General features: G+C 62.4%; 20 protein-coding genes. 12 read left to right on the top strand and 8 right to left on the bottom strand.

Annotated features, from left to right (window positions below; all coding sequences use genetic code 11):
• Positions 1–137 precede the first annotated feature (137 nt).
• Both J5289_RS07370 and J5289_RS07365 read left to right on the top strand, forming a co-directional pair.
• Positions 138–2,474 carry a glucose/quinate/shikimate family membrane-bound PQQ-dependent dehydrogenase gene (locus J5289_RS07370; protein WP_209183203.1) on the top strand — a complete coding sequence of 779 codons (2,337 nt, stop codon included), beginning with the start codon at positions 138–140 and terminating at the stop codon, positions 2,472–2,474.
• A 140-nt stretch (positions 2,475–2,614) separates the two neighbouring features.
• Positions 2,615–3,133 (top strand): hypothetical protein, encoded by a 519-nt coding sequence (locus tag J5289_RS07365; protein WP_209183202.1) that lies wholly within the window; start codon positions 2,615–2,617, stop codon positions 3,131–3,133.
• 74 nt (positions 3,134–3,207) lie between these two features.
• Here J5289_RS07365 and bla read toward each other — a convergent pair whose 3' ends face one another.
• Both bla and J5289_RS07355 read right to left on the bottom strand, forming a co-directional pair.
• Positions 3,208–4,188: a class A beta-lactamase gene (gene bla / locus J5289_RS07360; protein ID WP_209183201.1), complete on the bottom strand. Its 981-nt coding sequence runs from the start codon at positions 4,186–4,188 to the stop codon at positions 3,208–3,210.
• Between the two features lie 161 nt (positions 4,189–4,349).
• Positions 4,350–4,643, bottom strand: a complete 294-nt coding sequence (locus J5289_RS07355) for a DUF1330 domain-containing protein (RefSeq protein WP_111220278.1) — start codon at positions 4,641–4,643, stop codon at positions 4,350–4,352.
• 228 nt (positions 4,644–4,871) lie between these two features.
• Here J5289_RS07355 and J5289_RS07350 point away from each other — a divergent pair, with 228 nt between their 5' ends.
• The 3 genes from J5289_RS07350 to J5289_RS07340 all read left to right on the top strand — a co-directional run bounded on the left by J5289_RS07350 (position 4,872) and on the right by J5289_RS07340 (position 7,631).
• On the top strand, positions 4,872–6,068 hold the full coding sequence (locus tag J5289_RS07350; protein WP_209206615.1) for a GTP-binding protein: 1,197 nt from the start codon (positions 4,872–4,874) through the stop codon (positions 6,066–6,068).
• 201 nt (positions 6,069–6,269) lie between these two features.
• Positions 6,270–6,983, top strand: a complete 714-nt coding sequence (locus J5289_RS07345; RefSeq protein ID WP_209183199.1) for a DNA helicase — start codon at positions 6,270–6,272, stop codon at positions 6,981–6,983.
• Between the two features lie 258 nt (positions 6,984–7,241).
• Positions 7,242–7,631: a DoxX family protein gene (locus tag J5289_RS07340; RefSeq protein ID WP_209183198.1), complete on the top strand. Its 390-nt coding sequence runs from the start codon at positions 7,242–7,244 to the stop codon at positions 7,629–7,631.
• Between the two features lie 103 nt (positions 7,632–7,734).
• On the opposite strand, the gene J5289_RS07335 is transcribed toward J5289_RS07340, so the two are convergent.
• The gene (locus tag J5289_RS07335) at positions 7,735–8,499 is read right to left on the bottom strand and encodes a cation transporter (RefSeq protein WP_209183197.1); all 765 of its coding nucleotides are present in this window, start codon (positions 8,497–8,499) and stop codon (positions 7,735–7,737) included.
• Between the two features lie 98 nt (positions 8,500–8,597).
• Here J5289_RS07335 and J5289_RS07330 point away from each other — a divergent pair, with 98 nt between their 5' ends.
• From J5289_RS07330 to J5289_RS07320, 3 genes are all read left to right on the top strand, one after another.
• Positions 8,598–9,041: a helix-turn-helix domain-containing protein gene (locus J5289_RS07330; protein ID WP_209183196.1), complete on the top strand. Its 444-nt coding sequence runs from the start codon at positions 8,598–8,600 to the stop codon at positions 9,039–9,041.
• 411 nt (positions 9,042–9,452) lie between these two features.
• Positions 9,453–9,941 (top strand): GNAT family N-acetyltransferase, encoded by a 489-nt coding sequence (locus J5289_RS07325; protein ID WP_142824333.1) that lies wholly within the window; start codon positions 9,453–9,455, stop codon positions 9,939–9,941.
• Positions 9,942–10,093: 152 nt separating this feature from the next.
• Entirely contained in the window at positions 10,094–10,639 is a 546-nt protein-coding gene (locus J5289_RS07320; protein ID WP_247749016.1) for a putative glycolipid-binding domain-containing protein, read from the top strand.
• Here J5289_RS07320 and J5289_RS07315 read toward each other — a convergent pair.
• Positions 10,609–11,235, bottom strand: coding sequence for a TetR/AcrR family transcriptional regulator (locus J5289_RS07315; protein ID WP_257623368.1), 627 nt, complete (start codon positions 11,233–11,235; stop codon positions 10,609–10,611). The genes J5289_RS07320 and J5289_RS07315 overlap by 31 nt on opposite strands.
• A 118-nt stretch (positions 11,236–11,353) precedes the next feature.
• Here J5289_RS07315 and J5289_RS07310 point away from each other — a divergent pair, with 118 nt between their 5' ends.
• Together J5289_RS07310 and J5289_RS07305 are read left to right on the top strand one after the other, a co-directional pair.
• Complete coding sequence (locus J5289_RS07310; protein ID WP_209183194.1) at positions 11,354–11,830, top strand: hypothetical protein; 477 nt, start codon at positions 11,354–11,356, stop codon at positions 11,828–11,830.
• On the top strand, positions 11,788–12,354 hold the full coding sequence (locus J5289_RS07305) for a hypothetical protein (RefSeq protein WP_209183193.1): 567 nt from the start codon (positions 11,788–11,790) through the stop codon (positions 12,352–12,354). The genes J5289_RS07310 and J5289_RS07305 overlap by 43 nt, the downstream gene beginning before the upstream one ends.
• 327 nt (positions 12,355–12,681) lie before the next feature.
• On the opposite strand, the gene J5289_RS07300 is transcribed toward J5289_RS07305, so the two are convergent.
• The 4 genes from J5289_RS07300 to J5289_RS07285 all read right to left on the bottom strand — a co-directional run bounded on the left by J5289_RS07300 (position 12,682) and on the right by J5289_RS07285 (position 15,359).
• Positions 12,682–13,014, bottom strand: coding sequence for a type II toxin-antitoxin system HicB family antitoxin (locus J5289_RS07300; RefSeq protein WP_209183192.1), 333 nt, complete (start codon positions 13,012–13,014; stop codon positions 12,682–12,684).
• Positions 13,011–13,265: a type II toxin-antitoxin system HicA family toxin gene (locus J5289_RS07295; RefSeq protein WP_209183191.1), complete on the bottom strand. Its 255-nt coding sequence runs from the start codon at positions 13,263–13,265 to the stop codon at positions 13,011–13,013. Before J5289_RS07295 ends, J5289_RS07300 begins: the two co-directional genes overlap by 4 nt.
• Positions 13,266–13,369: 104 nt before the next feature.
• Positions 13,370–14,452 (bottom strand): D-alanine--D-alanine ligase family protein, encoded by a 1,083-nt coding sequence (locus J5289_RS07290; RefSeq protein WP_209206617.1) that lies wholly within the window; start codon positions 14,450–14,452, stop codon positions 13,370–13,372.
• 304 nt (positions 14,453–14,756) lie between these two features.
• Complete coding sequence (locus J5289_RS07285) at positions 14,757–15,359, bottom strand: superoxide dismutase (RefSeq protein WP_209183189.1); 603 nt, start codon at positions 15,357–15,359, stop codon at positions 14,757–14,759.
• Positions 15,360–15,906: 547 nt separating this feature from the next.
• Here J5289_RS07285 and J5289_RS07280 point away from each other — a divergent pair.
• Together J5289_RS07280 and J5289_RS07275 are read left to right on the top strand one after the other, a co-directional pair.
• Complete coding sequence (locus tag J5289_RS07280) at positions 15,907–16,128, top strand: hypothetical protein (RefSeq protein WP_142824327.1); 222 nt, start codon at positions 15,907–15,909, stop codon at positions 16,126–16,128.
• A gap of 127 nt (positions 16,129–16,255) precedes the next feature.
• Positions 16,256–16,444: a hypothetical protein gene (locus J5289_RS07275; RefSeq protein WP_209183188.1), complete on the top strand. Its 189-nt coding sequence runs from the start codon at positions 16,256–16,258 to the stop codon at positions 16,442–16,444.
• Positions 16,445–16,479 lie beyond the last annotated feature (35 nt).

Here is a 16,479-nt window from a genome sequence, read left to right as displayed (position 1 = left end):
AGGCTACCTTATTTTGATTGTGGCTATTGAAAGGCACGGATGACACGCTATCTGCGTCGCTGACAGGGCCGGCTTTCGGCCCCACATGCCGTGCGCGCTCTCCGGCGGCGCGGCTCCCTCTCAGCGGAGATTGCTCGATGGCGGTCACGATTACCTCCCTTCTTTTCATTTTGATCGGGCTTGCGCTCGGCGGCGGCGGAGGCTGGCTGGTTGCCCTTGGCGGCAGTCCCTTCTACCTGTTTGCCGGTGTGATGTTCATCGTCACCGGCGTCCTGCTGTGGATGCGCCGTTCGTCCGCTCTCTGGGTCTATGCCGTCCTCGTTCTGGCAGCACTTGGCTGGGCGGTCTGGGAAGTCGGCTTCGACTGGTGGCAGCTCGGGCCGCGTGGCGGTCTGATTATCGTGCTTGGCCTCTGGCTGCTGACACCGTGGATCCGCAAGCCGCTCGGCTTCCGCAGCCCGACCGGCCATACCTATGGCGCCAACCCCTGGCCGCTCGCCATTCCGGTGATCATCGCCGTGCTTGTTGCCGGCTATTCGATGACAACGGATCCGCATGACCTAGCAGGCGCCCTGCCGACCGAGGTTGCCGCCAATGCCCCGATGGGCGGCGACATGCCCGATGGCGAATGGCACCAGTATGGCCGCACGCCATACGGCCAGCGCTACTCTCCCCTTGCCCAGATCACGCCGGCCAATGTCGCCGACCTGAAGCTTGCCTGGCAGTACCAGACCGGCGATGTGAAGCGCCCGGACGACGTCGGCGAAACCACCTATCAGGTGACGCCGCTGAAGGTTGGAGACAGCCTCTATCTCTGCACGCCGCACAATCTGGCGATTGCGCTGGACGCGGCCTCGGGCAAGGAAAAATGGCGCTACGACCCCAATTCCGGCATGAACCCGAACCGACAGCATCAGACCTGCCGCGGTGTCAGCTACTATCACGACGTGGCCGCCCAGCCCGGCTCGGCCTGCGCCGAGCGCGTCTACCTGCCGACCTCGGACGCTCGCCTGATCGCGCTGGATGCCGCCAACGGCAAGGTCTGCGAGACGTTCGCCAACAAGGGTACGCTCGATCTCGGCCAGGGCATGAAGTACAATCCGGCCGGCTACTATTACTCGACCTCGCCGCCTGTCGTCGCCAAGGGCATGATCATCGTCGGTGGTGCCGTCAACGATAACTACTCGACGCAGGAGCCATCCGGCGTCATCCGCGCATTCGACATCAACACCGGCGCCCTGGTGTGGAATTTCGACAGCGGCAATCCTGACGTGACGACGCCGCTGCCGGCCGGCCAGACCTACACCACGAACTCTCCGAACAGCTGGTCGGTCTCCAGCGCCGACGAAGCCCTCGGCCTCATCTACGTGCCGCTCGGCAACAAGGTGCCGGACCAGCTCGGCATGGGACGCAGCCCGAGCGTCGAGAAGTTCTCGTCGTCGATCGCAGCCCTCGATCTCGCCACCGGCCAGGTCAAATGGGTCCAGCAGTTCGTCCACCACGACCTCTGGGACATGGACGTGCCGGCTCAACCGTCGCTGATCGATATCACCCAGAAGGATGGCACCACCGTTCCGGCGCTCGTCGGCGCGACCAAGCAGGGCGATATCTACGTGCTCGACCGGCGCACCGGCGCGCCTGTCATCCCGTTCAAGGAAATTCCTGCTCCGGGCGGCACCATCCCCGAGGATCATGCATCGCCGACGCAGCCGATTTCCGACCTGACCTTCAGCCCGCCGCCACTGCAGGAGAAGGACATGTGGGGCGTCTCGCTGTTCGACCAGCTTGCCTGCCGCATCAAGTTCCACGAACTGCGCTATGAAGGCCGCTATACGCCGCCATCGCTGCAGGGATCGCTGATCTATCCCGGTAACTTCGGTACCTTTAACTGGGGCAGCGTTGCCGTCGATCCGGAACGCCAGGTGATGTTCGGCATGCCGACCTACCTCGCCTTCACATCGCAGCTCGTGCCGGCCAGCCAGATCCCGCCGAAGGGTCAGGACCAGAAAGGCAGCGAACAGGGCCTCAACCGCAATGACGGCGCGCCTTACGGCGTCTTCATGGGACCGTTCCTCGGTCCGCTGAAGATCCCCTGCCAGGCTCCGCCATGGGGCTATGTCGCCGGCGTCGACCTGAAGACCGGCAAGACCGTCTACAAGCACAAGAACGGTACGACGCGCGACATGACGCCACTGCCGCTGGCCTTCAATGTCGGCGTTCCCGGCATCGGCGGCCCGATGATTACCAAGGGTGGCGTCGTGTTCATGGGAGCAGCGGTTGACAACTATATCCGCGGCTACGACCTGACGACCGGCAAGGTGCTCTGGAAGGGCCGCCTTCCCGCCGGCGGCCAGTCGACGCCGATGACCTACACGGCAGGCGACAACAAGCAGTATGTGCTGATCGTCGCCGGGGGCCACGGATCCATCGGCACCAAGCCCGGCGACTACGTCATGGCCTATACGCTGCCATAACGCAGGCGTCGCTATCGCCAGAAATCATCTCCTCCCCGTTGGCAACGACGGGGAGTTTTTTGTGGCGGGACGCCCTGAGCCACAAGGCCCGGACAGGTTTGCCGTGGCAGGGTGGGCATCAGATTTCAGGAGATACGATCATGAAGGTACACAGCAGCCAAAGCAGTTACAGTGCGCCGCTCCTCAGCCAGTCCTATACGGACTCCGACGACGACACGCCCTTCGTGTTGCCCGACGACGAAGACAGCAGCGAGAAGAAGACTGCACCGTCAATCAGCAGCGCCGGCGTTGCCAACTCGATTTCATCCTTCTTCTGGCAGAGCCAGTCGGGCGGATCGACCACCGATGCGACCACTGCGGCAGCCGCCGACGGCACGGATGCGACGGACAGCGGCAGCGCCGCCGGTTCTGACGATGACGACGATATCCTGTCGCAATTCTCCAGATGGGCGGACATGACGCCGGCGGACAAGATCCGCTCGCAATATCTGGAACAGCAGAACATGACGGAAGAGCAGTTCTCGCAACTGCCGGCCGACCAGCAGAAGGCCATCAACGACCAGATCGCCAGCCAGATAAAGCAGCAGGCAGGCGCCAGCATGTCCGCTACAGGCGAGGACGAAAGCGACGGCGGAAGCGCTGCGGTTTCACTCGGCTGATTGCCGCATTCATCAGGTGAAGTCGCTACGGGAAAGATTCGCATCTCTCCCGTAGCGCTTTGAATTTACAGTACTTACTGCTCTTCGGCCGAACTGCCGACCATGCCGGCGACCATTTTTCCGATCTCGGCAAAGACGGCGTTGATCTCGGCCGTCGGTGCCGTTGCATCAGCGATGTAGGCGGCCACCAGGATGGGGCCGCGCTCGGGCGGCCAGACGATGGCGATGTCTGCGGCCATGCCTTGAGCCCCGGTGCCGGTCTTGTCGCCCACCTTCCATTCCGCAGGCAGGCCGGCGCGCAGGCGATCCTTGCCCGTGGTGGCGGCGACCAGCCAGCCCGTCAGCATCGTACTCGAGGCATCCGACAGCGTGTTGCCGAGGGTCAAGAGGCCAAGCGTATCGAGCATGGCGTCCGGTGTGGTGGTGTCGCGCGGATCGTCCTTCTTCGCCTCGTTCAATTCCGGCTCGCGGCGGTCCAGGCGGGTTTCGGTATCGCCGGTCGTGCGCAGCCAGTCGGTCAGCGCCGCCGGGCCGCCGAAGCTGTCGAGGAGAAGATTGGCGGCAGTGTTGTCGCTGACGGTGACTGCCGCCTCGCACAACTCCGCAATGGTCATGCCATCGGTTGCCGCGTGCTTTTCGGCGACCGGCGAATAGGCAACGAGCGCCTCCTTGCCGAAGCTGACGCGGCGATCGAGCTTTTCCTTGCCCTGGTCGACACGGGCAAGCACGAAGCCTGCCGCCAGCGCCTTCCAGGTGCTGAACATCGGAAAGCGTTCCGTCTCGCGGTTGCCGAGCGAAATATTGGTTTCGGTGTCGAGAACGGCGACGCCAAGCCGTCCGCCGGTGCGCTTTTCGAGCGCTGCCAGCTGGGCGCCGGCATCCTCCTCGGTCTTGTCGGACGGCGGCGCCGGCTGTTCCGGCACGGGGGGCGCCGGGTCTTGCGGCACGACGGGCGGCGGGGTTGTTTGCGCCATCAATTGCTGCGGCAGCAGGGCCGCCATGGGGCCGAGAATGGCCGAGCCCAGAAGCAGGCGACGGGTGATGGATGCAGGCATGCTTTCCTCCGAAAGGTTCGTATTCCCCCACCTAACGAGGGAATATGGCGCGGGTCTGGCGCAGGTGGCGCGTGGGTGAGCGTAGTTTCCCCAAGTACCCGCCCTGCCCCGCAAATTTCAACAGGCGGGAGCCTTCCAGGGCGCTCGCCCTTTGTCGCCGTTCAGCCAGCGACTCCTTCGACGATGAAGACGCGATAATCGGCACCCTTGAAGCGGTGCTGGACGGCTTCCTGGTAAAGCGGGCTGTCGTACCAGGCCTGCGCTGCTTCCATGGTCGGAAACTCGAGGATGACGGACCCGTCGACTGCGGCGCCCTCCAGCGTCTTGACGGCCCCGTAGAAGGCCAGCGGCTTCATCTCACGCCCCTCCGCCGCCCGCGGCGCCATCTTGCCATAGGTGGCGAATTCTTCCGGATCGGTAATCCGGTCGCGCACGAAAACCACATAAGCACTCATTTTTCTGTCCTTTCGCTCTTGGTCGGTAACAGCCCATCTATGGCAGATCATCCCGATGGCGATGGGTCAACTGACGGAATTTTGATCTCCACCATGAACACCAACTGACCTTGCCGCCGGACAGTCATTGGCGCCAAACCCCAGGGCGCCCTATTCTCCCACCGGAACCTGCTTGACAAAATTCCAGGCAAAATTATTGTAATGTTATAACGTATATTGAGGTTGGCGATGAATTCGAGACTTCCCGTTACCGTCCTGTCCGGCTTCCTTGGTGCCGGCAAGACCACGCTGCTCAATCATATCCTCGGAAACCGTGAGGGAATGCGGGTTGCGGTGATCGTCAACGACATGAGCGAGGTCAATATCGATGCGGCGCTGGTGCGCGATGGAGGCGCCAATCTTTCGCGTACCGACGAGCAGCTGGTTGAGATGACCAACGGCTGCATCTGCTGCACGCTGCGCGACGACCTGCTGAAAGAGGTACGCCAGCTCGCCGAGCAAGGTCGCTTCGACTATCTGCTCATAGAATCCACCGGCATTGCCGAGCCGCTGCCGGTTGCCACCACCTTTGAATTCCGCGACGAGGCCGGCGAAAGCCTCTCCGATATTGCCAGGCTCGACACGATGGTGACCGTCGTCGACGCCGCCAACCTGCTCAAGGACTATGGATCGTCAGCTTTCCTTGCGGATCGAGGCGAAACGGCGGGCGAGGAAGACAACCGGACGATTGTCGATCTGCTGGTCGAGCAGATCGAATTTGCCGACGTGGTCGTCCTCAACAAGGTCGGCAGTGCAACGCAGGCGCAGCGCGATGCCGCGAGGAAGATCATCGTCGGGCTCAATCCGGACGCACGCTTGATCGAAGCGGATTTTGGTGCGGTTGCTCCCGGCGACGTTCTCGGAACCGGCCTCTTCAACATCGAAAAGGCAGAGACGAACCCGCTCTGGTTCAAGGAGCTTCATGGCTTCAAAGACCATATTCCGGAAACTGCGGAATATGGCATCCGCTCCTTTGTCTATCGTGAAAAGCGCCCCTTCGACCCCGCAAGGCTGCGCGCATTTCTGGATCGACCATGGCCGGGTGTGGTGCGCTCGAAGGGTTTCTTCTGGCTGGCGACGCGTGCGAACCATGTGGGCGAACTCAGCCAGGCGGGTGCCATGGTTCGAACCGCGAACATGGGTCTCTGGTGGGCATCGGTGCCACGCGAGCGCTGGCCTCAGGATGCGGATACCGTGCGGCTGATGGAAACCTATATCGACCCGGTCTGGGGCGACCGCCGGCAGGAAATCGTCTTTATCGGCGCCGATCCGATGGACGAAGACTGGATCAGGCAGCAACTCGATGCCTGCCTGATAAAAGCCGATGCCTTCACGCCCGAAAGCTGGCGCGATCTTCCCGACACGTTCGAGCCATGGGGGCGCTGAGTCGGTCGAGCCTGAGATCAGCCGCATTTGCGCTTGCCGCGACTCACGACGGTGGCTAGTCTTTGGGGAAGGCTAGGCCCGCGCCTCCCCCCTCCATTCGGGGAAGCATCATACATGCAGGGTGACAAACGTTCATCGAACCATCTGTTCGGGCATCGCATGCGGAGGGTTTGCGTTTTTGGCTCGCAATGGAGGTTACGCATGAAACTTTCTGCACCCATATTCCAGCTGAAGCGGCGGGCAAAGCTGATGGCCCGGAGCTCTGGCGTTCCGCTCAACCAGGCGCTCGACCAGATTGCCCGCGACGAGGGGTTTGCCCGATGGAGCATGCTCTCGTCGCGCATGGCCGTCCGGTCGTTGTCGGAAACGATATTGTCCAGGCTCGAAAACGGTGACCTGCTGCTGGTGGCGGGGCGACCGGGACACGGCAAAACCAGCCTCGGGCTGCAGCTTCTGGTGGATGCCATCGGCGACGACAGAAGGGCGGTGTTTTTCACGCTCGAAATGACGGAGCAGCAGGTGCGCAAGCATATCGGCGTGCTCGAAAAGGACGATCGCACCGATTGCGACAGGCTGGAGGTCGTCACGTCCGACGATATCAGCGCGGATTACGTCATCCGGCATCTGGCAGGGTCCAAGCCTGGAACGATCGCGATCATCGACTACCTGCAGATTCTCGACCAGAACCGCCAAAAACCCGTGCTCTCCGAGCAGATTGCCGCACTGGGCAGTTTTGCGAAGGAGACAGGCATCGTCCTCGGATTCATCTCGCAGATCGACCGGTCGTTCGATGCCGAGAGCCGGCGCCTGCCGGATATCTCCGATATCCGCCTTCCCAACCTCATCGACCTCGGCCTCTTCACCAAGGCATGCTTCCTGCACAATGGCGAGGCTCAGTTGCAGGCCGTGGCGTGAGTCCTCGGGTCTAGCCCGAGGATGACGATCCGGAGGGGTACCTCGGGCCCGAGGATGACGATGCGGAGGGTGGCTGAATGACACCTGGCGGATCGGCGTTGCCTTGGCTGTCTTCGCAAGAGGAAGATCGAACCTGTGAACAGTCTGTCGCCGCCGGTCGGCTTGGCGGCGGCAGAGTGTCGCGCTATGGGGTTTTTTTTCAAGAGTATCGGCGGACGCTGCTCATCAACCGACAAAGCCCAACCACCGGAGAAGATTATGAAACAGCAACTATCCTCCGCCCAGCCCTACGTGCTCAGCCTCCTGCGCATCGTCTTTGGCCTGGTCATCTTTTCGTTCGGCACTGCCAAGATATTCCATTTCCACGCCGGCGTCTTCATGCCGCCGGAGGGCTCGCTACCATGGGTCGCGGGGCTGATCGAGCTTATCCTCGGCTTCCTGTTCCTGATCGGCTTCCAGACACGGGTCGTGGCCTTCGTGCTCAGCGGCGAGATGGCGGCCGCCTACTTCATCGCCCACTTTCCGAAGAGCTTCTTCCCGACCGAAAACGGCGGCTATGCTGCCGTCGTCTTCTGCTTCCTGTTCCTCTACTTCGTGACATCGGGCCCAGGCCCTGTCAGCGTCGACGCAAAGCTGCGCCAGGACTAGTCGACGTTATTCGAAAGCTGCAGACACGGATCAGCCCATTGCACGCAAATGCAATGGGCTGATTTCGTTCGGAGAGTTGACGAAAGCCGGGAGAGCAGCAGCCTCAGTGGCTGTGTGCGGCGGCAGGCTTATGGTCGTGGCTATCGCCGGCGGCGTGGTCGTGAGAGCAGCAGCCCCCATGACTGTGGCCGGCATGATTGTGGCCGGCATGGTCGTGGCCTTCGTGATCATGGGTATCTGCGACACCGCCGGTTCCGGCTGCTTTCCATTCGCGCCAGGAGTGGCTGAGGATCTGTACCGAAGAGGTCAGGAACAGGCCTGCCATGACGGCCGCGACGGCGAGATCCGGCCAAGCCGTGTTGGTGCCCCAGACGCCGAGAGCTGCCGCCATGACCACGACATTGCCGATGGCATCGTTGCGCGAGCAGAGCCAGACGGAGCGCACGTTGGCATCGCCATCCTTGTAGTTGACCAGCAGCACGACGGTGGCAAGGTTGGCAAGCAGGGCGAGGAAGCCGATGATGCCCATGACCGGCGCTTCCGGCACGCCGACCACGAAGACCCGGTAGATGGTGGCCGCGCAGACGAACAGGCCCATCAGGAACAAGCTGATGCCCTTGCCCGCCGCCGCCATGGTGCGGATCCGGGGAGAAGCGCCGATGACGGCCAGCGAGATGCCGTAGGTGACGGAATCGGCAAAGAAATCCAGTGCGTCCGCCTGCAGCGCCTGGGACCGGGCCAATTGGCCGGCGACCATCTCGACGAAGAACATGATGCCGTTGAGCGCGATGACGATCCACAGGCGCGTCTTGTAGGTATCCGACATGCCATCGAAGGGACCGTGGGTGTGGCCGCAGGAAGCGCTCATGATGTCACCTTTCTTATCGGGCTGGTTTAGTTGCAAGAACCTGTGTGACATCCTATCTAATCCCTCTAGCGACTAGAGGAACAAGAGGAAATTTCGCCATGCTGTCGATCGGGACATTGTCGAAGCGCGCCGGCGTCAAGGTGCCGACCATCCGCTACTACGAGCAGGTCGGGCTGCTCGACGCTCCCGAGCGCAGCGACAGCAACCAGCGGCGCTACGGGGAGACCGATGTGGAGCGGCTGGCCTTCATCCGCCACGGCCGCGATCTCGGCCTTACGGTCGAGGCGATCCGCGGGCTGATCACCCTCAGCCAGCATCCGGAAAGGCCCTGCCGCGATGCCGACCAGATCGCCCGCGAGCACCTTGCCGACGTCCGCGAAAAGATCGCCCGCCTGAAGAAGCTGGAAAACGAACTGGAACGCATCGTATCCCATTGCAACGGCCACAGCATAGAAGACTGCTACGTCATCCGAGCCCTCTCCGACCATGGGCTCTGCGAGACGGAGCATGCGGGGCATGGAGGGGGTGGCTTTAGTGAGTAGTGAGTAGTGAGTAGGCAGTAGGCAGTCGCTATTTCTAACAGAGTGTTGAATCAAGTCGCCATCAATATCTAACGGCAACTTGAATGCGCTATTGCCTATGACTGCTGATCTCACAATTTCTGCTACTTATATTCAAAGCGCCTACCTAATGCTCAAATCCTACTGCCTACTGCCTACTGCCTACTGCCTCTACTCACTAATCACTGCTCACTAATCACCCCCTCCCCTTGACATCCCCACCATTTCGGATCATCTCTTCCCCATGATCACACACGCGCTCATCACCCGCTCGTACTTTTGGCTGTACCTCTAGAAGGGCGGCCGGCAGATCATATTTGTCAACAAGCCGCCGTCAGGCGGCTTTGTTGTATGCGACAGCGTCCTGACGGCACTCCACACAGGACGCAGACCATGCTCGAAGACAGTGAAATATCTCTCCTGAGACCTCCGGTGCTGACTATCCGTGCCGCCAGGCGCGAGGACTTGCCAGACCTCAACGCGATGATCACCCTGCTGGCAGCCCATCACGGCGATGCGGCCGCGACGACGCCCGAGCAGCTGGAACGCGATCTCTTCGGCCCCCTGCCGTGGATCACGGCGCTGGTTGCCGATTCAGCCGAAGGCCTCCTCGGCTATGCCATCCTCGTGCCGCTCTACAGGGCGCAGGAAGGCCAGCGCGGCATGGACCTGCATCATCTCTTCGTGCGCGACGGCCATCGCGGCCACGGCATCGGCCAGCACCTGGTCGACCGCGCCCGCGAGACCGCCCGCAAGGCCGGTTGCCGCTACCTCTCGGTCAGCGCCGCCACCGGCAACGTCGCTGCCCACCGCTTCTACGAACAGCTGGACTTCACCCCCCGCCCGGTCACCGGCATGCGCTACCTGCAGGCACTGGGCTGAGGGGAACGACGATGGGCCTGGTTAATCCTCGCGATCTCGTCCGGGAGGCATCCCACCGGCGCGGTGCAGCCACTTGCAAGACGCAGGCTTGAAGCAGTGAACCCGTCGGCCATAGTGCTGATCGACGCTGGAGAAGCATGGGAGATGGGGCGATGGCTCGGATAGTGCGGTGGACGGACTGGGACGGCAAGGGGCTCGAGCATCTCTCCGTTGCCGATGACGAAACGCGGATTGCGGCCCGGAGCCTGGTGATCGGCGAGCGCGACGATTGCTGCTTCGGCCTTTCCTACATGCTGACCCTCGATCTCCAGTGGCGCGTGCGCGAGACCAGCATGCAGATGATCGACGGTCCGGCACTGCACCTGGTGTCGGACGGACACGGGCGCTGGAGCGGTGCCGATGGCATGGAGCTTGCCGGGCTTTCAGGCTGCATCGACGTCGACATCGCGGCCACGCCGTTTACCAACACCCTGCCCATCCGCAGGCTCGACCTCGCTGTCGGTGAGACCGGAACGATCAAAGTCGCCTATGTCTCCGTGCCCGACCTCGCTGTGAAAGCGGTCGAGCAGCGCTATACGAGGCTTGGCGAGAAGCGTTTCCGCTACGAGGGCCTGTCGACCGGGTTCAGCGCCGAAATCGAGGTGGATGGCGACGGCATCGTCGGCGACTATCCGGGCGTGTTTCGGCGCGCGCCGTAGCGCAGTCCGTCGGACAGCAGGGCCACCATCCGGCGTGCATGGTCCGGATCATTATCCTGTGAGGACATGCACAGACGCGCGACAGCGCCCAGCAATTCCTCGGCGTCGACATCCGTGCGCGCTTCACCGGCAGCTGCCGCAGCCTCCAGAAGGTTTCGCAACGCGGGCTGCAGTCTCTGCTGGAAATAGCCCGGGAGGGTCTCGAACGTCGGATCGCCGGAGTGCAGCGCCGAGGCGAGACCGCGCTTGGTGGCGATGAAGCCCGCATAGCGCTGCATCCAGTGTGCCAAGGCCTTGCCAGGCGCGTGTTCTGCGGCAAGTGTTGCGGCAGCCTGCGCACAGGCGTCCACCTCATGCCGGAAGACAGCCGCCACCAGATCGGCGCGCTGGGGAAAGTGTCGATACAACGTGCCGACGCCGACGCCCGCCCTGGTCGCGATTTCGCGGACCGGAGCATCGACGCCGGAACTGGAAAATACCGCCATTGCTGCCTTCAACAGGCCGTCGAGATTGCGCTGGGCATCGGCGCGCACACGGCGATCCGGACGTTCCGTTTCGCCCGCCCCCTCCGGTTTGTCATTCGTTTCATCGCGCACAGTCATACCCACTTGCAAAACGGAACGCCGTTCCGTATAAAACGGAACACTGCTCCGTTTAATTAAGTTAGCACGGACCGGCAGAATTGACCACCAAAGGATACCGAAGGACATGCCAATGAACGATCCAGCAGGGACGATCCCCATCAACGAGGCCAGCGCGGTTGTCTCCATCTGCCCGGTTATCCTGCCCGCGCCGGGCCGTGCGGTCGATCTGCAGATGCGCATCTCTGCTCCCGTTACCGGAACCTGCCTTCCGATCATCCTTCTGTCGCACGGGCACGGACGGTCGAACCATCTGTCCTCGATGAACGGCTACGGTCCGCTGGCCCATTTCTGGGCGGCGCACGGCTTCGTCGTCATCCAACCCACCCATCTCAGTTCGAAGACCCTGAGCCATATCGTCGGCAGCGATCCCGGCGCCCCGCTGTTCTGGAGATCGCGCGTCGAGGACATGACATTTATCCTCGACCAGCTGGAGTTGATCGAAGCCTGCGTTCCGGAACTCCGCGGTCGCCTGATCGCAGCCGGGTCGCCGTTGCCGGGCACTCGATGGGCGGGCATACGGCATCGATGCTGCTGGGCGCGCAGCTGACGGATGAGCATGACGGCAAAGCGATCAATGTTGCGGATCCGCGCATCAGCGCCGGCGTGCTGCTGGCGGCACCCGGTAATGGCGGGGCCGACCTCAGCGCTGCTGCGGCCGAGAGGTACCCCTTCTTCACGACATTCCGCTTCGACCATATGACAACACCGGCACTGGTCATCGCCGGTGACCGGGACGTTTCACCGCATCTCACGGTGCGGGGCCCCGACTGGCATGCCGACCCCTACGCCTTCAGCCCCGGCCCGAAGAGCCTGCTGACGCTGTTTGGCGGCGAACATGGGCTCGGCGGCATTGCCGGCTACGATGCGGCCGAAACGACCGACGAAGATCCGGCCCGCGTCGCATTGGTGCAACGGATGAGCTGGGCGTACCTGCGCACCGCGCTCTACCCGGAGGACGATGCCTGGCCGACCGCCTGCGCCGCATTGGCCGATAGCGCGGAACCGCTGGGTCGGGTCGAGAGCAAGCAGTCCGATCTCAAAACCACAAATGGAAAAGATCAGGCACTATAGAAATCTCGGAAAAACCTGCGTCAAGGTCAGCCCCTACTGCCTGGGCGCAGCGACGCCGCAGATTACGACAGCCATAACGAATCCGAGGAGATCGTCGGCAAAGCCGAAGGGACGCCGCGATACTGCGGTGCTTGCCACCAAGGCGCACCTGCCAATGGGGACGGACACGAACAGCCAAGGCAACTTAAGGCGGTGTATCACCCGCACCGTGGAGGGCTCGTTGCGCCGACTGCAAACCGATAAAGCTGCGCGCCATCTGTTCATCGATCTTCCGTCTCCGAGATCGTCGAAGCGCAGTGGGTTGCCGACCGGCGGCGAGCAGGGAGATCAGGCCGCAGAGGCCTTGTCCAGAACTTCTTCGGCCCATTGATTGAGACTTTTTCCCGCAAGTTCTGCGGCCTTTGCGGCACGGGCGTGGATCTCGGGATCGACGCGAAACATCATCTTGCCGGAATAGGGCTTGTGCGGCGCCCGCCCGAGCTTCCGGCAGGTTTCGACATAATCGTCGACCGCCTCGTGAAAAGCCTTCTTGAGAGCGGCAACGCTGTCGGCATGAAAACCGATGACGTCAGGCACGCCGGCGATGTTACCGAAAAATATCTCGTCTTCCGCATCGAAGGCGATGCGTGCGGAATAGCCCTTGTAGGTGAGGATACTCATGGTGTTATTCCCAGTTCCTGCAAATAGAGCCGCGCATCCCTGACCTGATATCGCTTGGCTTCCTTGACGGGGTGCGGCCGATGAAAAAAAGCCAGCTTTCCATCTTTTTCAAAGCGGACACGCGAACCGTTGCCTTCGACAACCCGGCATCCGGACGCCAGCAAAAGCGCCTCTAGGTCGGCCCAGGCGATCGTGCCTAGCACCGGATCCTTGAAAACGGCGACCAGGGTTCTGCGATGCCTGCTGTTCATGAATAAGGATAGCAAATGCTAGCATGAAACGCAAGCATTCTGATGTCCCGGGAGGGTGCAAACACGGGGGGCAACCGCCAAAGCCGCCGCCCCCCGGTTCTCTTTTACGGCGCAGACCGCCGCGCGCTATCGCGGCGCAGTGCGTGGGCGATCAGGCGGTCGATGAGTTCGGTGTTGTCGATACCGCTGGCGGCGAAGGCTTTTGGGTACATGCTGATGTTGGTGAAGCCGGGGATGGTGTTGACTTCGTTGATGGTGACCGTCCCATTGGCCTGCAGGAAGACGTCGACACGGGCCATGCCCTCGCAGCCGAGCGCCAGAAAGGCGCGGCGGGCGATTTCGCGGATGCTTGCGGCCACCTGGTCCGACAGATCGGCGGGTACTTTGACGACGGCGCCGTCGGCATCGATGTACTTGGCGTCGTAGCTGTAGAAGCCGTGCTTTTCGGCCGGCACGATCTCGCCGGGAAGCGAGACGACCAGCGAACCGTCGGCATCCTCCAGCACCGCGCATTCGATCTCGCGGCCGTCGACGAAGGTTTCCACCAGCACCTTGTCGTCATGACGGAAGGCGTCGCTGAGGACCCCGGTGAACTCGTCGGACGTCCGTGCCCTGCCGACGCCGACCGACGATCCCTGCCGGGCCGGTTTGACGAAGACGGGTAGCCCGAGCGTCGTCGAGATCGTCTCGAACGACGCCGGTTCGCCGCGCCGCAGCGTCACCGAGGGGGCAACCGCAAGCCCGGCATCCGCAAGCAACCGCTTGGCGATGTCCTTGTCCAGCGCTGCGACTGAGCCGAGAATTCCGCAGCCGACATAGGCGACATCGGCGACCTCGCAGTGCCCCTGCACCGAGCCGTCCTCGCCGAACAGGCCATGCAGCACCGGAAACACCACAGAGACCGGCGGCAACTCATAGGCCGCGCCCGCCGGCGGCATCGCCATCATCCGTCCGCGGCCGCCCGGCAGCAGGCAAACGCCGGTGCCGGTCGCCGGCACGGCCGAAGGCATCGTCGCGCCGTCCCAGTCGATCATCAGCCATTCGCCGCTGCGGGTGACGGCGATGGGGACGATCTCGTAGCGGGTGCGATCCATGGCGCCGACGACATTGGCGGCGGACATGAGCGAAACCTCGTGCTCGGAGGAAAGTCCCCCGAAAAGGACTGCGATTCTCGGCTTGCTGGACATGCGGTGGCGATCCCCCGTGCGTGTATGGCCGCGAGGTTTCGCGGCCGGGCAGACGGTTGGCACAACCGTTCCGCCGGCCTGCAAGGTTAAATTGAACTGCGCCTGATTTATGGCGGGTCGCGCGAGGGGGATTTTTGTGGATTGGCGGCGGCGTTGGATGGAGCAAGAGGCCATCTTGCGCGTGTGGCGGCGCACCCCTCTGTCGACGATTCTGACATCTCTCCCACAAGGAGAGATTGGCGGAGGCCGGCCAAAATAGAAAAAGCCCGGCGCGGGGCCGGGCTTTCTGGGTGGTGGACTAGAATTACTTCGTTGCCGCCTCGTACATTTCCAGCACGTGATCCCAGTTGATCAGGCTGTCGATGAAGGCCTCGAGATATTTCGGGCGGGCGTTGCGGTAGTCGATGTAATAGGAGTGTTCCCAGACATCGACGCCGAGGATCGGGCTTGCGCCGTGGACCAGCGGGTTTTCGCCGTTCGGTGTCTTGGAGATTTCGAGCTTGCCGTTCTTGACGGACAGCCAGGCCCAGCCGGAGCCGAACTGCGTCGTGCCGGCGGCAGCGAAATCGGCCTTGAACTTGTCATAGCCGCCGAGATCGGAGGCGAAGGCTGTTTCCAGCTTGCCGGGCAGCTTGTTGCCGCCGCCGCCCTTCTTCATCCACTTCCAGAAATGGATGTGGTTGTAATGCTGGGCAGCGTTGTTGAAGAGACCGGCATTGGTGCCGAACGACTTCTTGACGACCTCTTCGACCGACAGATCGCTCATGCCGGCTTCGGCGGCGAGCTTGTTGCCATTGTCGACATAGGCCTTGTGATGCTTGTCGTGGTGAAACTCGAGGGTTTCCTTCGACATGAAGGGGGAAAGCGCATCGTAGTCATAGGGAAGTTCAGGCAATTCGAAAGCCATGGTCTTGTTCTCCTGTTGGCAGGTGAGGCGGAACATAGGAGCGGAACCCGCACGAGGCAACCGCGCAGGGGCCAAAAATCGGAGCGCCTACCGAAAAAATCCGCCGTATTTCAGGCGCATGACAAACAGGCTAGGTAGCGGAGGCCCGGAGGGCCTACCATGTCGCTCGCCGCTGGAGGGGTCCGCCGCCTGTATTGGCAGCACGGGCCGCATTCAGCCTGCAGTTGTCGCCGCATCGACGCGGTCGTCATGAAACGCTGGATTAGCCCTTCATGGGCACGTTCCGAGTGTCAAAGCCTTCGGCAGGACTGCAACCGCCAAGAGGTCTAGCCTGTCGCGCGCTTCATGCTATGCTCTTGTCGATCGCTGGGGACTGGAGAGCCAGGGACGGGCGGCAATCACACGTTGTCCCGAGTTGGCCTTGACCGGCGCCTTGCGATCGACGGATGCCGCGGATGGCATTCGCCTCAGTACTCGACTTTGAGATAAAGACCACGCTACGGCGCCCTGATGGCGACCGGCGACGTGGCGGAGAGCAAAAGCGCCCATGTCAGTTCATCGTTTCCCGATCGGCCAGTCCGTACGCCTCAAGAGCCGCCAAGGCCTGTCGCCGCGTGCAGCCGATACCTACCGCATCATCGCCCTGCTGCCGGTGCGGGATAATTCGCCGCAATACCGGATGCGCAACGACGAAGTCTCCCAGGAGCGTGTAAGCCAGGAGCGCGATATCGAAGCCTATGACATCGCTCCGGATATCGCCGCCGAGTAACGGCGGCCTTGACCGGCAGCATTTCCGGACGGGACGCCTGATGGCATCCTGACCCTACTGCCGCCGGCCTCTACGACATGCGCCTGAAGCCCTCGTCAAGCATCGCCAACGCCCACAGGAGAGTGCCATGTTGTTCTTTTTCAAGGGCCGTTCGGTCATTGTCGAGACACCGCTTCGAGCCCGCGCCTACCCCAACCTTGCGCTCGTCGGCATTTCCGACGCGAAGGCGGTAGCCATGGCCGGGCTCGAAGATGCCGACATAGCCATCGCGATGCCGTCCGACCACCCGACGATCGAGGTCGGGAGCCTGATTTGAGCCGCGCTGGCGCTGCCGGCATCTGTCATCGTGGC

Origin of the sequence: Rhizobium sp. B230/85 (assembly GCF_019355735.1) — a bacterium.
Taxonomy (GTDB): domain Bacteria; phylum Pseudomonadota; class Alphaproteobacteria; order Rhizobiales; family Rhizobiaceae; genus Rhizobium; species Rhizobium rhododendri.
This window is presented reverse-complemented; position numbering and strand designations above follow the sequence as displayed.

Bases quoted from the DNA above. Each gene is read 5' to 3' on its own strand.
- J5289_RS07345 (WP_209183199.1), top strand. From the start codon at position 6,270: ATGAAACTTTCTGCACCCATATTCCAGCTGAAGCGGCGGGCAAAGCTG.
- J5289_RS07350 (WP_209206615.1), top strand. From the start codon at position 4,872: ATGAATTCGAGACTTCCCGTTACCGTCCTGTCCGGCTTCCTTGGTGCC.
- J5289_RS07300 (WP_209183192.1), bottom strand. From the start codon at position 13,014: ATGAGTATCCTCACCTACAAGGGCTATTCCGCACGCATCGCCTTCGAT.
- J5289_RS07365 (WP_209183202.1), top strand. From the start codon at position 2,615: ATGAAGGTACACAGCAGCCAAAGCAGTTACAGTGCGCCGCTCCTCAGC.
- J5289_RS07335 (WP_209183197.1), bottom strand. From the start codon at position 8,499: ATGAGCGCTTCCTGCGGCCACACCCACGGTCCCTTCGATGGCATGTCG.
- J5289_RS07290 (WP_209206617.1), bottom strand. From the start codon at position 14,452: ATGTCCAGCAAGCCGAGAATCGCAGTCCTTTTCGGGGGACTTTCCTCC.
- J5289_RS07340 (WP_209183198.1), top strand. From the start codon at position 7,242: ATGAAACAGCAACTATCCTCCGCCCAGCCCTACGTGCTCAGCCTCCTG.
- J5289_RS07330 (WP_209183196.1), top strand. From the start codon at position 8,598: ATGCTGTCGATCGGGACATTGTCGAAGCGCGCCGGCGTCAAGGTGCCG.
- J5289_RS07370 (WP_209183203.1), top strand. From the start codon at position 138: ATGGCGGTCACGATTACCTCCCTTCTTTTCATTTTGATCGGGCTTGCG.
- J5289_RS07295 (WP_209183191.1), bottom strand. From the start codon at position 13,265: ATGAACAGCAGGCATCGCAGAACCCTGGTCGCCGTTTTCAAGGATCCG.
- J5289_RS07325 (WP_142824333.1), top strand. From the start codon at position 9,453: ATGCTCGAAGACAGTGAAATATCTCTCCTGAGACCTCCGGTGCTGACT.
- J5289_RS07285 (WP_209183189.1), bottom strand. From the start codon at position 15,359: ATGGCTTTCGAATTGCCTGAACTTCCCTATGACTACGATGCGCTTTCC.
- J5289_RS07310 (WP_209183194.1), top strand. From the start codon at position 11,354: ATGAACGATCCAGCAGGGACGATCCCCATCAACGAGGCCAGCGCGGTT.
- J5289_RS07355 (WP_111220278.1), bottom strand. From the start codon at position 4,643: ATGAGTGCTTATGTGGTTTTCGTGCGCGACCGGATTACCGATCCGGAA.
- J5289_RS07320 (WP_247749016.1), top strand. From the start codon at position 10,094: ATGGCTCGGATAGTGCGGTGGACGGACTGGGACGGCAAGGGGCTCGAG.
- J5289_RS07305 (WP_209183193.1), top strand. From the start codon at position 11,788: ATGGGCGGGCATACGGCATCGATGCTGCTGGGCGCGCAGCTGACGGAT.
- J5289_RS07280 (WP_142824327.1), top strand. From the start codon at position 15,907: ATGTCAGTTCATCGTTTCCCGATCGGCCAGTCCGTACGCCTCAAGAGC.
- J5289_RS07275 (WP_209183188.1), top strand. From the start codon at position 16,256: ATGTTGTTCTTTTTCAAGGGCCGTTCGGTCATTGTCGAGACACCGCTT.
- bla (WP_209183201.1), bottom strand. From the start codon at position 4,188: ATGCCTGCATCCATCACCCGTCGCCTGCTTCTGGGCTCGGCCATTCTC.